11 protein-coding genes are annotated in these 13909 nt (G+C 74.0%); 5 read left to right on the top strand and 6 right to left on the bottom strand.

The genetic code is table 11. From position 1 onward, the window contains the following. Positions 1-4 precede the first annotated feature (4 nt). Positions 5-766 (bottom strand): sulfite exporter TauE/SafE family protein, encoded by a 762-nt coding sequence (locus AB0I29_RS17290; protein ID WP_285101834.1) that lies wholly within the window; start codon positions 764-766, stop codon positions 5-7. Continuing rightward, complete coding sequence (locus AB0I29_RS17285) at positions 763-1476, bottom strand: FCD domain-containing protein (RefSeq protein WP_285101835.1); 714 nt, start codon at positions 1474-1476, stop codon at positions 763-765. The genes AB0I29_RS17290 and AB0I29_RS17285 overlap by 4 nt, the downstream gene beginning before the upstream one ends. 108 nt (positions 1477-1584) lie before the next feature. Between AB0I29_RS17285 and AB0I29_RS17280 the strand changes: the two genes are divergently transcribed. From AB0I29_RS17280 to AB0I29_RS17270, 3 genes are read left to right on the top strand one after another with little or no spacing between them, the layout of a single operon-like run. Further along, positions 1585-2907, top strand: coding sequence for an SLC13 family permease (locus AB0I29_RS17280; RefSeq protein WP_285101836.1), 1323 nt, complete (start codon positions 1585-1587; stop codon positions 2905-2907). Positions 2908-2912: 5 nt separating this feature from the next. Next, positions 2913-4169: a CoA transferase gene (locus tag AB0I29_RS17275; RefSeq protein WP_357483586.1), complete on the top strand. Its 1257-nt coding sequence runs from the start codon at positions 2913-2915 to the stop codon at positions 4167-4169. Beyond that, entirely contained in the window at positions 4166-5593 is a 1428-nt protein-coding gene (locus AB0I29_RS17270) for a carboxyl transferase domain-containing protein (RefSeq protein ID WP_357483583.1), read from the top strand. The genes AB0I29_RS17275 and AB0I29_RS17270 overlap by 4 nt, the downstream gene beginning before the upstream one ends. Here the strand turns inward: AB0I29_RS17270 and AB0I29_RS17265 are convergent. Continuing rightward, on the bottom strand, positions 5590-6384 hold the full coding sequence (locus tag AB0I29_RS17265; RefSeq protein WP_357483580.1) for a sulfite exporter TauE/SafE family protein: 795 nt from the start codon (positions 6382-6384) through the stop codon (positions 5590-5592). The genes AB0I29_RS17270 and AB0I29_RS17265 overlap by 4 nt on opposite strands. Next, positions 6368-6925: a chloramphenicol phosphotransferase CPT gene (gene cpt, locus AB0I29_RS17260; RefSeq protein WP_357483577.1), complete on the bottom strand. Its 558-nt coding sequence runs from the start codon at positions 6923-6925 to the stop codon at positions 6368-6370. Before cpt ends, AB0I29_RS17265 begins: the two co-directional genes overlap by 17 nt. A 127-nt stretch (positions 6926-7052) precedes the next feature. Here cpt and clpB point away from each other — a divergent pair, with 127 nt between their 5' ends. Then, complete coding sequence (gene clpB, locus AB0I29_RS17255; protein WP_357483574.1) at positions 7053-9680, top strand: ATP-dependent chaperone ClpB; 2628 nt, start codon at positions 7053-7055, stop codon at positions 9678-9680. A gap of 246 nt (positions 9681-9926) precedes the next feature. Next, positions 9927-10967, top strand: a complete 1041-nt coding sequence (locus tag AB0I29_RS17250; protein ID WP_357483571.1) for a winged helix-turn-helix domain-containing protein — start codon at positions 9927-9929, stop codon at positions 10965-10967. Here AB0I29_RS17250 and AB0I29_RS17245 read toward each other — a convergent pair. Further along, positions 10945-12822: a septum formation family protein gene (locus tag AB0I29_RS17245; protein ID WP_357483568.1), complete on the bottom strand. Its 1878-nt coding sequence runs from the start codon at positions 12820-12822 to the stop codon at positions 10945-10947. The two genes, AB0I29_RS17250 and AB0I29_RS17245, sit on opposite strands and share 23 nt — an antisense overlap. A 144-nt stretch (positions 12823-12966) precedes the next feature. After that, positions 12967-13791, bottom strand: a complete 825-nt coding sequence (locus AB0I29_RS17240; RefSeq protein WP_357483565.1) for an exodeoxyribonuclease III — start codon at positions 13789-13791, stop codon at positions 12967-12969. Positions 13792-13909 lie beyond the last annotated feature (118 nt).

Raw genomic sequence — 13909 nt, 5'->3', positions numbered from 1 at the left:
CCGGTCAGAAGAGCATGACGACGGCGGTCACCACGCCCGCGACCACCACGAGCACCCGGAACACGCCGGGCGGCATCCTGCGGCCGATGCGCGCGCCCACGTACCCGCCCACCACGGAACCCGCGGCCAGCAGCCCGATCGCGAGCCAGTCGACGTCGGCGACGACCACGAAGATGACCGTGGCGACGAGGTTCGCGGCGAGCAGCGCCACCGTGCGCAGCGCGTTGATGTTCCGCACCGCCAGGTCGGTCCCGAGCCCCAGCACGGCGGCCATCATGACGCCGGCGCCCGCGCCGAAGTAGCCGCCGTACACGCCGGTCAGCACCGAGAACACGACCGTGGCGGGGGACATGCCGTGCCGCAGGCGGGTCGGCTCGTCGCGGGTGCGCCGCAGCCACCGGCTGATCCACGGCTGCACGCCCACCAGCAGGCAGGAGGTCAGGATCAGCCAGGGCACGATCGCCTCGAACACGCCCGGCGGCAGCGCGAGCAGCAGCACCGCGCCGCCCACGGACCCGACGGCGCAGGTCACGAGCACGATCATGGCCACGCGCGGGTGCTCGCGCAGCTCCTGGCGGTAGCCGAACGACCCGCTCAGCCCGGCGGGCACGAGCCCCACGGTGTTCGACGCGTTCGCGACGACGGGCGGCAGGCCCACGGCCAGCAGCACGGGGAAGCTCAGCAGCGAGGCGACCCCGACGGTCGTGGACAGCACACCCGCTCCGAAGCCGGCGCCGAGCACGGCGAGGTGCTCCCAGCCGGTCACCGCTCGTCGTCCCGCAGCAGGGCCACGTCGCTGACCATCTCGACGTGCGCGTGCATGGCCGCGGCGGCGGCCGCCGGGTCGCGCTCGCGGATGGCGTCCGCGATGGCGCGGTGCCCGGTCAGGGAGTTGCGGGGCCGGCCGGGCTGCGAGAGCGACTCGATCCGGCTCTCCCGGATCAGGCTGGCGATCTCGCGCATGGTCCGGGCCAGCAGGTCGGAGTGCGCGGCGGCGGTCACCGCCGCGTGGAACTGCTCGTCGGCGTCCACGCCGCGGTCCCCGTGCTCGATGGACGCCGCCATCGCGTCGAGGGACGCGTCGATGGCGACGAGGTCGTCCTCGGTGCGGCGCTGCGCGGCCAGGGCGGCGATCTTGGTCTCCAGCGCGTCCCGGATGTCGATGATCTCGGGCATGCGGTCGGCGTGCGCGCGGATGGCCTCGACGATGCGGCTCTCGCTGTGCCTGCCGGTCAGCACGGTGCCGTCGCCGTGCCGCACCACCACGACGCCCACCACCTCGAGCGCGACGAGCGCCTGGCTGAGGGTCGCGCGGCTGACGCCGAGCCGGGCTGCGAGCTCCCGCTCCGGGGGCAGCCGGTCGCCGGCTTTCAGCCCGTTCTGGTTGATCCACGTGGTGATCTGCTCCGCCACCTGCTCGTAGAGGCGGGTGCGGGCCAGCGGGGTCGGCAGTTCGGCGGAAGCCTTCGGGGTCACTCCCTGAGGATACTTGACAGAACGGACACTGGCCTATTGGCTAGGCCACTGATCCATCGTGCCTCGTCGGTCAACGGTGACCGCCGCGATGGAGACAGAGGAGTTCTCATGGGTCCTGAGTGGATCGCGATCATCGCGCTCGTCGCGTTGTTCGTCGCCGGGACAGTCCTGCCGATCAACATGGGCGCGCTCGCCTATGTCGCGGCGTGGTTTGTCGGCGTCTTCGCCCTGAACATGGACGAGAAGGAGGTGCTGGGCGGGATCAGCGCCGATCTCGTCCTGACGCTCGTCGGCGTCACGTACCTGTTCTCGATCGCCAAGAACAACGGCACCGTCGATCTCATCGTCTCCAAGGCCGTCCAGGCGGTCGGCGGCCGGGTGGCGCTCATCCCCTGGGTCATGTTCGCCGTGACCGCGCTGCTCACCGCGATCGGCGCGGCCAGCCCCGCGGCCTGCGCCATCATCGGCCCGGTCGCGCTCGGGTTCGCCCGCCGCTACAAGATCAACCCGCTCATGATGGGCATGTTCGTGGTGCACGGGGCCCAGGGCGGCGGGTTCTCCCCGATCAGCATCTACGGCACCATCACCAACTCGGTCATGGCCGACGTCGGCTACGAGGGCACCGAGATGGGCGTCTTCATCGCGTCGCTCGCGATCAACACCGCGATGGCCGTGGTCCTGTTCCTCGCGCTCGGCGGCCGCCAGCTCATGAACGAGCGGGTCGACCCCGCCGACGCGTCCGGGCACCTCGTCGACGACCTGCACGCGGGCGGCGCCTCCGTCACCGTCAGCGGCCAGGGCGCGGGCGTCTCGACCACCACGCGCGGTCTCGGCGTGCGCCGCGACCACGTGCTGACCCTCGTCGCCTTCGCCGCCGTGGCCACGACCGCGCTCGCGTTCGACCAGAACATCGGCTTCGTCTCGATCACCGCGGCCGTCGCGCTGGCCATGCTGTCCCCGCACCAGCACAAGGACGCCGTCAAGCAGATCGCCTGGCCCACCGTGCTGCTCGTCGCGGGCGTGAGCACCTACGCCGCGATCCTCACCGAGGCGGGCGCTCCCGAGTACATCGGCACCTGGGCCGCCGGCCTCGGCATCGCGGCCGTCGGCGCGCTCGTCCTGTGCTACGTGGGCGGGATCGCCTCGGCCTTCGCGTCGTCGACGGCGCTGCTGCCGGTCATCATCCCCATCGCCGTGCCGCTCATCGCCGGGGGCGGCGTGAGCCCGTGGGCCATGGCCGCCGCCCTGGCCGTCTCCTCGACCATCGTCGACGTGAGCCCCTTCTCCACGAACGGAGCCCTGATGCTCGCCAACCGCCCGGACACGATCTCCGAGCAGGCCTACTACAAGCAGATCCTCAACTACGCCATCATCGTCACCCTCGCGGGTCCGCTGCTGGTCTGGGCCATCCTCGTCCTGCCGGGCTGGTGAGCACCATGACCGGACCCCTGGACGACGTCGTCGTCGTGGACCTCTCCCGGGCCCTCGCCGGGCCGCACGCGACCATGATGCTCGGCGACCTGGGCGCGCGGGTGGTCAAGGTGGAGGTGCCCGGCCGGGGCGACGACACGCGTGGCTGGGGCCCGCCGTTCGTCGGCGAGGAGGGCGCCCGCGAGTCGACGTACTTCCTGTCCGCGAACCGCAACAAGGAGTCGATAGCGCTCGACCTCAAGGCCGACGCCGACCGGGCGACCCTGCTCGGCCTCGTCGACCGTGCCGACGTGCTCGTGGAGAACTTCCGGCCCGGCGTCCTGGACCGGCTCGGGCTGGGCGTCGAGACGCTGCTGGAGCGCAACCCGCGCCTGGTGGTGCTCTCGATCACCGGGTTCGGGCACGACGGTCCTGAGGGCGGCCGCGCCGGGTACGACCAGATCGCCCAGGGCGAGGCCGGCCTGATGTCCCTGACCGGCTCCGGACCGGACGACCCGCAGCGGGTGGGCGTACCGATCGGCGACCTGCTCGCCGGGATCTACGGCGCGTACGGCGTGCTGGCGGCGCTGCACGAGCGGCACCGGACCGGCGCCGGCCAGGTGGTGCGCACGTCGCTGCTGGCCGCCGTCACCGGGGTGCACGCCTTCCAGGGCACGCGGTGGACGGTCGCCGGGGAGGTGGGGCGCGCGCAGGGCAACCACCACCCTTCGATCGCGCCGTACGGCCTGTTCCGCTGCCGTGACGGCGCCGTCCAGATAGCCGTCGGGTCCGAGGCGCTGTGGCAGCGGTTCTGCCTCGCCTTCGGGCTCGACGCCGACGCGGAGGGCATGCGGAGCAACCCCGAGCGGGTGGCCCGCCGCGACCAGGTGATCAAGGTGGTCGAGGACGCGTTCGAGCGCTACGACGCCGACGCGCTGCTGACGCGGCTCGCCGACGCCGGGATCCCGGCGGGCCGGGTGCGTACGCTCGACGAGGTGTACGCATGGGAGCAGACCGCGAGCCAGGGGCTGCTCGTGGACGTGGAGCACACGAGCCTCGGCACCCTGACCCTGCCGGGCCCGCCGCTGCGGTTCTTCGACGCCGACGGCGCCGAGGTCACGCGGCGCGAGCACCGCGCACCGCCGGTGCTGGACGAGCACGCGGCCCGGATCCGGGCCTGGCTCGACGCGGCGGCGCGGCCGGGCGCGCCGGGGCTCGACGCCGCCGGGCCGTCGGCGTCCGCGCCGACGGCGTCCGCCCCGGGACCGGAGGCCGGCGCGTGACCCGCCGCTGGACGGCGCGCGAGCTGCTCGACCTGGTGCTCGACGCCGACAGCTTCGAGTCCTGGGACGAGCCGGTCGACACCTCCGGGCACACCGCCGGGTACCGCGCGGTGCTGGCGGCCGCCGCCGAGAAGGCCGGCACCGACGAGTCCGTGCTCACCGGGCGCGGGCACGTCCGTGGGCGGCCCGTGGTGGTCGTCGTCAACGAGTTCCGGTTCCTCGGGGGCTCCATCGGCCGGGCCGCCGCGCGGCGGATCACCACCGCCGTCCGGCGTGCGACGGCGGAGCGACTGCCCCTGCTGGCCACGACGGCGTCGGGCGGCACGCGCATGCAGGAGGGCACCCCCGCGTTCCTCCGGATGGTCGAGATCTCGCGTGCCGTCATGGCGCACCGCGACGCCGGTCTGCCCTACCTGGCCTACCTGCGGCACCCCACGACCGGCGGGGTCTACGCGTCCTGGGGCTCGCTCGCCCACCTCACCGTCGCCGAGCCGGGCGCCCTCATCGGGTTCCTGGGCCCGCGGGTGGTCGAGGCCCTGACGGGCGAGGCCCTGCCCGACGGCGTGCAGTCCGCCGAGAACCTCGCCGCCAAGGGCGTGCTCGACGGCGTCGTCACGCCCGAGAGCCTGCCCGCGCTGGTCGAACGGGCGCTCGCGGTGCTGGTCGACCCGCCGTCGTCGTCCACGCTGCCACGCCGGACGGGCGAGCCGTCCGGGACGACGTCCGCGTGGGACTCCGTGCTGCGCACCCGCGCCGAGGGCCGGGTGGGCGTGCGGGACCTGCTGCGCCACGGCGCGTCGGGGACCGTGCGGCTGTCCGGCACGGAGGAGGGCGAGCGGGACGAGTCGATGCTGGTCGCGCTCACACGCCTGGACGGCCGGCCGTGCCTGGTCGTCGGGCAGGACCGGACCCGGCAGACCGAGAGCACCCCGATGGGCCCGGCCGCGCTGCGCGTGGCCCGGCGCGCGATGGGGCTGGCCGAGGAGCTGCGGCTGCCGCTGGTCGCCGTGATCGACACCCCTGGGGCCGAGCTCTCGCAGGCCGCCGAGGAGGGCGCGCTCGCCGGCGAGATCGCGCGCTGCATGGCCGCGCTCACCCGGATGACCGTGCCCACGCTGTCGGTGATCCTGGGCCAGGGCTGCGGCGGCGGGGCGCTCGCGCTGCTGCCCGCGCAGGCGGTGATCGCGGCCGAGCACGCCTGGCTGTCGCCGCTGCCGCCCGAGGGGGCGAGCGTCATCGTGCACGGGGACACCGCGCACGCGGCCGAGATGGCCGAGGCCCAGCACGTGCGGGCGGTCGACCTGCTCGCCGAGGGCGCGGTGCAGCGGGTGGTCCCGGAGCACGACGGCGACACGGTGCGAGACGTCGCCGTCGCCGTGGCGGCGGAGTGCGCGGCCGTGCTGGCCGACCTGGCCCGGGCCTAGCGCTTCTGCAGGGCCTTGCGGACCTGCTGGACCAGGGCGAACACGAGCAGCGCCGCGAACGCGATCGAGGCCACGTTGTCGGGCAGCACCACCGACAGGCTCGCGCCACCGAACGAGAACGCGGACGCCACCAGGCCGATGATCGCCGCCGTCTTCAGGTGCACCAGGCCGTTGCGGGCGTTGACCCAGGTGCCGGACACGGCCGTGGGGATCATCGCGACCAGCGAGGTGCCCTTGGCGAGCGCGGGGGCGAAGTCGAACAGGGCGGACAGCCCCGGCACGGCGATCTGGCCGCCGCCGATCCCGAGCAGGCCCGACGCGATGCCCATGACGAGGCCGAGCCCGACCATGCCGGCGCCGTCGAGCAGGCTGGGGATGCCCTGCGCGGTGTCGACCAGCGGCGGGTCGGCGAACGCGTCGAGCAGGGACCGCACGATGCCCGCCACGAGCACGCCGACGAACAGCCAGCGCAGGAGGGTCTCCGGCACGCGCGCGAGCAGCCGGGCGCCGTACGCGGCGCCGACCACGGAACCCACCACGAGCAGCGCGGCCGAGATCAGGTCGACCGCCTGGTGGGTCAGGTACGGGATGGAGCCGACGATCGCCGCCGGCAGGATCGCCGCGAGCGAGTAGGCGCTGGCCCGGCGCTGCGTGAGGCCGCCGAGCGAGGTGAGGAGCGGGACCATCACGATGCCGCCGCCCAGACCGAACAGCCCGGAGAACGACCCGCCGACGATCCCCACGAGGACGGCGCGGGGTGGGGTCAGGGAGTCGTCAGTCTGCTCGGTCACCCCGTGATGATCTCAGGTGTGCGGCGATGGTCCGCGCACCGTCCAGGGGCCCGGTGCTCGTGGCGTCGATCTCCAGGTCGTACCGGACACCCCGGTGGACGACGTCGGCCTGCTGCGCGGCCATGCCCGCGACGCGGTCGCCCCGGGCGGCCTCGCGCCGTGCGGCGACCGCCGGGTCGCACCGCACACCCACCCAGAGCGTCGGCACGTCGCCCAGCGCGTCGAGCCAGCGGCGCTGGGACCCGGCGCCGCCGAGGAACACGTCGTCGACCACGAGGCGCGCGCCGGAACGGGCCATGGCGACGAGCCCGGCGATCCAGGCGTCCTGCAGCGCCATGAAGTCCCGCCCGACGGCGACGCCGCCGTCGTCGGCGAACCCGATGCCGTCGCCGCCGGTCGTCAGCCGGGCCGGCATCGCGTCGACAAGGGTGTCGATGCTGAGCGAGAGCCAGGGCTCGGGCAGCACGGCCTGGAGCTCGCGGGCGATCGCCGACTTGCCCGAGCTGGATCCGCCGTTGAGGACGATGACCTGGGTGCTCATGCGGTCACCGTACGAGCGTCGGTGAGGCGCGTTACAGTGATTATCAAGTTGAGCGGAATAGACTCAACTTTGAGACGGTTTGATCTGGGCGGAACTGAGCCCACTTTCACCAGCCCCGGGAGGCTTCATGGACACCAAGTTCACGACCATGTCGCAGCAGGCGATCGGCGACGCCATCCAGTCGGCGTCGGCCGCCGGCAACCCGCAGCTCGAGCCGGTCCACCTGCTCGCCTCGCTGCTCCAGCAGGAGCGCGGCGTGGCCGTGGGCCTGCTCGACGCGGTCGGGGCGAACGCGCAGGCCATCGGCCAGCAGGTGCGCGCGGCCCTCGTCGCGCTGCCCCAGGCCAGCGGGTCCAGCACGGCTCAGCCGAGTGCGAGCCGCGCCCTGGCGACGGTGCTCGACCTCGCGGGCAAGGAGGCCCAGGGGCTGGGCGACGAGTACGTCTCCACCGAGCACCTGCTCATCGCGCTCGCGGCCGGGCAGTCGTCCGCGGCGCAGATCCTGTCCGACGCCGGGGCGACCGCCGACGCGCTGCGCGCGGCCCTGCCCGCCGTCCGCGGTTCCGGCCGGGTCACGAGCCCCAACCCGGAGGGCACCTACAAGGCGCTGGAGCAGTACGGCACGGACCTCACGCAGCAGGCCCGCGACGGCAAGCTGGACCCGGTGATCGGCCGCGACTCGGAGATCCGCCGCGTGATCCAGGTGCTGAGCCGCCGCACCAAGAACAACCCCGTGCTCATCGGCGAGCCCGGCGTCGGCAAGACCGCCGTCGTCGAGGGGCTGGCCCAGCGCGTCGTGGCCGGCGACGTGCCCGAGTCCCTCAAGGGCAAGCGGCTGATCGCCCTCGACCTGGCCTCGATGGTGGCCGGCGCCAAGTACCGCGGCGAGTTCGAGGAGCGCCTCAAGGCGGTCCTGGAGGAGATCACGGCGTCGGACGGCGAGGTGGTCACCTTCATCGACGAGCTGCACACCGTGGTCGGCGCGGGCGCCGGCGGCGACGGCGCGATGGACGCCGGCAACATGCTCAAGCCCATGCTGGCCCGCGGCGAGCTCCGCATGGTCGGCGCCACCACGCTCGACGAGTACCGCGAGCACATCGAGAAGGACCCCGCGCTGGAGCGCCGGTTCCAGCAGGTCTTCGTGGGCGAGCCGTCGGTCGAGGACACCGTGGCGATCCTGCGCGGGCTCAAGGAGCGCTACGAGGCGCACCACAAGGTGACGATCGCCGACTCGGCGCTCGTGGCCGCCGCGTCGCTCTCCGACCGGTACATCTCCGGCCGGCAGCTCCCCGACAAGGCGATCGACCTGGTCGACGAGGCCGCGTCCCGCCTGCGCATGGAGCTCGACTCCTCGCCGATCGAGATCGACGAGCTGCAGCGCGCCGTCACGCGCCTGGAGATGGAGGAGGTCGTGCTCTCGGAGTCGGCCGACGCCGCGTCCAAGGACCGGCTCGAACGGCTCCGGGCCGACCTCGCCGACCGCCGCGAGGCCCTCGCCGCGCTCACCGCGCGCTGGGAGTCCGAGAAGGCCGGGCACAACCGCGTGGGTGACCTGCGCGCCCACCTGGACGAGCTGCGCACCGACGCCGAGCGCAAGCTCCGCGAGGGCGACCTGGAGGGTGCCGCGCGCATCCAGTACGGCGAGATCCCCGTGGTCGAGAAGGAGCTCGTCGCGGCCGAGGAGGAAGAGGCCGGTTCGGAGGACGAGCCGGACGGCCTCGGCCCCGAGAACGCCGAGCCGCCGATGATCGCCGACAAGGTCGGCGCCGACGAGATCGCCGAGGTGGTCGCCGCCTGGACCGGCATCCCCGCCGGGCGGCTGCTCCAGGGCGAGTCGGAGAAGCTCCTGCACATGGAGGACGTGCTCGGGGAGCGCCTGATCGGCCAGCGGACCGCGGTCGCCGCGGTGTCCGACGCCGTGCGGCGCACCCGGGCCGGCGTCTCCGACCCGGACCGGCCCACCGGCTCGTTCCTGTTCCTCGGCCCCACGGGCGTGGGCAAGACCGAGCTCGCCAAGTCGCTGGCGGACTTCCTGTTCGACGACGAGCGCGCCATGGTGCGCATCGACATGTCCGAGTACGGGGAGAAGCACTCCGTGGCCCGGCTCGTCGGCGCCCCTCCGGGCTACGTCGGGTACGAGGAGGGCGGCCAGCTCACCGAGGCCGTGCGGCGCAGGCCGTACTCGGTGGTGCTGCTGGACGAGGTGGAGAAGGCGCACCCCGAGGTCTTCGACATCCTGCTCCAGGTGCTCGACGACGGCCGTCTCACCGACGGCCAGGGCCGCACCGTGGACTTCCGCAACACCATCCTGGTGCTGACCTCGAACCTCGGCTCGCAGTTCCTCGTGGAACCGATGCTGTCGGACGAGGAGCGGCGGGAGTCCGTCATGACCGCCGTCCGCGCGGCGTTCAAGCCGGAGTTCCTCAACCGGCTCGACGACGTGGTCATCTTCGACGCGCTGTCGCTGGACGAGCTCGGGCGCATCGTCGACCTGCAGGTCGGGGCCTTCGCGAAGCGGCTCGGCGACCGGCGCATCACGCTCGAGGTGACCGTGGCGGCCCGCGAGTGGCTCGCCCTGGAGGGCTTCGACCCGGCCTACGGCGCCCGGCCGCTGCGCCGCCTCGTGCAGCGCGAGATCGGCGACCGCCTGGCGCGGCTGCTGCTCGCGGGCGAGGTGTCCGACGGCGACACGGTGGTCGTGGACCGTGCCGACGGGGAGGGGCTCGCCCTCGAACGGCGGGTGCTCACCGCGTAGCCGGAGCGGCGGGTGCTCACCGCATAGCCGGAACGGCGGGTGCGCACCGCGGAGCGGGCGCACCCGGATGTGACGGTGTTGTGAAGGTGGCCCCCCGATCGCCCAGAACCGGAAATCCCGCACGTCCCTCTGTATGTGCGGGGTGAATCCGTGCGCGGCCGGCCGCGCACGGCTCCGCACGGTCAGGGCGCGCGGGGGGCGAGCCGACGGGAGCCATCACGAGAGGCAGACGGTCGAGGAGGCCCGGTGCTGCGGTTCCACTTCACCTCGGATGACCTGGCCCGGGTCCGGATCGCACCGGGCCCGGACCCCATGTGGGAGACGCTGCTCAGCGCCCACGTGGTGAACCAGCGCGGAGGGACGACGCTGTTCGACCCCTGGCGGGAGCGCGTGCTGTCCGGAATGCCGCCCGCGGCGCGGATGCTGCTGCGTCTCGCGCCGCCGCGCGGGTACTCGCCGGACTTCCTCACGCCCGCCACCGGGGCGGACCCTCTCCCGCCCGGCGCCGACGCGTTCGAGACCGGCCTCGACGCGGTGCTGTCCACGCCGCGCGACCAGCTCCGGCGCGACATCTCCCGGCTGGCGCGCGGGCGCAGGCCGCACCTCTGGATGCGGGACCTCGCCGACGGGTCGGCACCCGCCGTGCGCGGGCTCGGCGTGGCGATGCGCTCGTACCACGAGCAGGCGGTCGGGCCGTACTGGAGCGGCATCCTCGCCGCCGTCGACGTCGACCGCGCGGCGCGCACCCGCGCCTGGGTGGAGGGCGGCACCGAGCACGCGCTTCGCACCCTGCACCCCGCGATCCGGTGGGAGCACCCCGTGCTCTCCGTGACGACCGCGGCCGAGCGGGACGTGCACCTGGCGGGCCGCGGGCTGCTCATCGTGCCGTCGTACTTCTGCCACCGGGCCCCGATCTCGCTGGCCGACCCCGAGCTCCCGCCGCTGTTGATCTACCCCATCACCCACGAGCAGGTCTGGACCGGCACCCGGCCCGCGGCGCGGGCCGACGGCGGCCGGCAGCTCACCGCGCTGCTCGGGCGCACCCGGGCCGCGGTGCTCCGCGCGCTCGGCACGGGGGCGACGACCAGCGAGCTCGCGCAGCGCCTGGCGATCTCCCCGGCGTCGGCCTCGGAGCACACCACCGTGCTGCGCAACGCCGGGCTCGTCTCCAGCGGACGCGAGCGCAACACGGTGCTCCACGCGCTGACCCCGCTGGGCCGCACGCTGCTGGACGGCGGCGGCCGGGTGCCGCCGGCGTCGACCGCTACTGCAGCAGATCCTGCGTGATCGGCTCCGCGGTGGTCGCCAGGCACAGGCCGACCCGGTCGCCGTCGGCCCACGAGTCCTCGCTGGGGCCCCAGACCACGTAGCTCACCGAGTCCGCGACCGGGCTCGTGCGGGCGTTCGGGCCGAGCTGCTTGGTGCCGCAGACCTGCGCGATGCGCGTGTCGACGGCGTCGCGGCCCGGCCAGACGGCGGCGTCGGCGAAGTCGGTGCGGCCCACCACCTGGGCCGCGTGGAAGGCGTCGCACGGGACCGCGAGCACCTCCGAGATCTCGCCGTCCGGCGGCACGCTCTCGACGCAGGAGCCGAGCACGAGCTGCAGCGGGTGCACCTCCTGGGGCTCCGCGATCATCGCCTCGATGGGCTCCCACTGCTGCCTGCCGACCATGTTCACGATCAGGGCGATCACCGCGACGACCGCCACCACGGCCAGCGTCGCCCCGGCGATCAGGGCGTACCGCCGCCGCTTCGCGGACTCGTCGGCCTCGGTGGGCGGGCGCCACCCCGCGTAGGACGCCTCGGGCGCGTAGTCGTGGACGGCCGGGAACGAGTGCGGCGAGCCCCCGGGCGTCACCGGGAACGGCGACGGCGGCTGCTGCGGTGCCGACGGGGCCTGCGGCGACCCGCCCTGCGGCTGCTGCTGCGGCGCCGCGGGCGTCGGGAACGGGCTCGGCGGCGTGGTGGCCGGCGGGGTGCGGGTCGCGGGGGAGGCGAAGAGCTCCGACGCGGCGGCGAAGTCGTCCTCCGTCGCCGGGGTGCTCGCCCCGGTCTCCTCCGCGTCCGGGTCGTCCTCCGCCGAAGAGGGCTCGGCCGGGGCGGGACCGGCCGCCTGCGTGGTCGCCCGGGCCACGGGTGCGCTCGCGGCCGGGGCGTCCGCGGGCGAGCCGGCAGACGCCTGCGCGTCCGGGCTCTGGGTGTCCGGGCTCTGCGTGCCGGCGTCGTCCCCGGACGTCTCGTCCTCGGCCGTGACGGTGCGGGGTCCGAGCGCCTTCTTGTGTGCCGCGGCGATCGCCGCGAAGGAGAGGGCCTTGAAGTCGAACGTCTCGTCGACGACCGGGGCGTCGCCCGACGGCTTCGTGGCGTCCGCGGTCTGGGCGTCGGCCTCGTCCTCGGTCGACGTGGCGGTGGCCTCTGCCGCGGTGGCCTCGGCGTGGGGGGCCGCCTCGGGCTCCGCTTCCTCGGGCTCCGGTGCCGCCTCCGATCCCACCGCGTCGTCGGGCTCCGGTGCCGCCTCGGGCGTCGACGCCGACGCCGAGGTCGTGGGTTGTGCTGCCGGGCGTGCGGCGGCCGGGACGACCCGGATCTCCTCGGTGGGTGCCTCGTACCGCCGTGCGCGGTCCGCCGCCGCGGGGGTCGGCTCGGGTGCGGGCTCCGCGGGCGGCACGTCCTCGGGCTCCGGCACCGTGGCGGGTGCGGGCGCGGCGGTGGCCTCTGGCTCAGCCGGGCTCTCGGCCGAGCTCGCCGCGGCCGGGCCGTCGTCGGCGACCGTGTCGTTCCCCGGCTCGGCGTCCGGGGCCGAGTCCGTCGACCTGTCCGCGGTGGTGTCCGCGGCGGCGTCGTCCGCGCCCGGTGCCGCCGCGGCGTCCTCGCCCACGCGCTCGTCGCCCGCGGCGTCCGCGGACTCCTCGTCCTTGCCCTCCGCGGGCGTGGCTTCCGCGGGCCCGGGTTCCGCGGCCTCCGGAGCGTCGCCGGACGGTTCCGCGGCCTCCGCGTCACCCTCGCCGTCGTCCTTGCCGCCGAGGCCGTCGGGCGCGCGGTCCGGCTCCGACTCGACCGAGGACGCCTTCGCGGCAGGATCCGAAACGGGGATCTCGGCGACTTCAGTGGCGGCCGGGGTCTGGTCGGGCGTCGACGTCATGCAGGTTAACTTACCGACATTCTGTAACGACCCCGCTACCGGAACGGCAACCGTTTCGAGCGCACTCGATTTAGGGACAATCTCACCCGATGATTTCCCCATCGGGAGTGGAACCTGCGCACATCACAGCCGTCGCAGGACGGATCAATCGGTCAGGTCGACAATCACCGGGACGTGGTCCGACGCGCCCTTCCCCTTGCGCTCGTCGCGGTCGATCGCGGCGCCGGCCGCGCGTCCCGCGAGCGCGGGCGAGGCCCAGCAGAAGTCGATCCGCAGCCCCTTGTTCCGCGGGAACGCGAGCTGCTGGTAGTCCCAGTAGGTGTAGGTGTGCTCCTCCGGGAGGAACTTGCGGGTCAGCTCGGTGTACCCGGCGTCGCCGAAGGCCTCGAACGCGGCCCGCTCCGGCGGGGACACGTGGGTCTTGCCGGCGAAGTCGGCGGCGTCGTAGACGTCGGTGTCGAGCGGGATCACGTTCCAGTCCCCCGTGAGCGCGACGGCGTCGCCGGCGTCCGCCCAGGTCTTCGCCGTGGTCCGCAGGGACTCCAGCCAGGCCAGCTTGTAGGCGTAGTGCGGGTCGTCGAGCGCGCGGCCGTGCGGCACGTACAGGCTCCACACGCGGACGCCGCCGCAGGTCGCGCCGATCGCCCGCGCCTCGACCGGCGGGGCGACGTCGAGCAGGGCGTCGGGGCCGTCGTCGGCGATCGCCTTCGCGAAGCCGGGCTGCCCCGGGAACTGGGTGGCGACGTCGTCCAGGCCGACGCGCGACGCGATGGCCACGCCGTTCCACTGCGACAGCCCGAAGTGCGCCACCTCGTACCCGGCGGCCTCGAACGCCGCGGTGGGGAACTGGTCGTCCCGGCACTTGGTCTCCTGGATCGCCAGGACGTCGGCCTGCGACCGGTCGAGAAAGGCGAGCACACGGTCGAGCCGCGTGCGGATGGAGTTGACGTTCCAGGTGACGACGCGCACGCCGACAGCCTACGTGCGGCGGTGTCCGTGTGAGGTCCGGTAGCCGGGCGTCGCTGTGATTCCGGCCGCACTTCTCGGACCCTGATTTTCGAGCCGTTTCACCCCGACTACGCTGGCC

The sequence above is a fragment of the Promicromonospora sp. NPDC050262 genome (genome assembly GCF_040655935.1).
GTDB lineage: Bacteria > Actinomycetota > Actinomycetes > Actinomycetales > Cellulomonadaceae > Promicromonospora.
The sequence above is the reverse complement of the archived record's forward strand: the minus strand, read 5'-3'. Positions and strand labels throughout refer to the sequence as shown.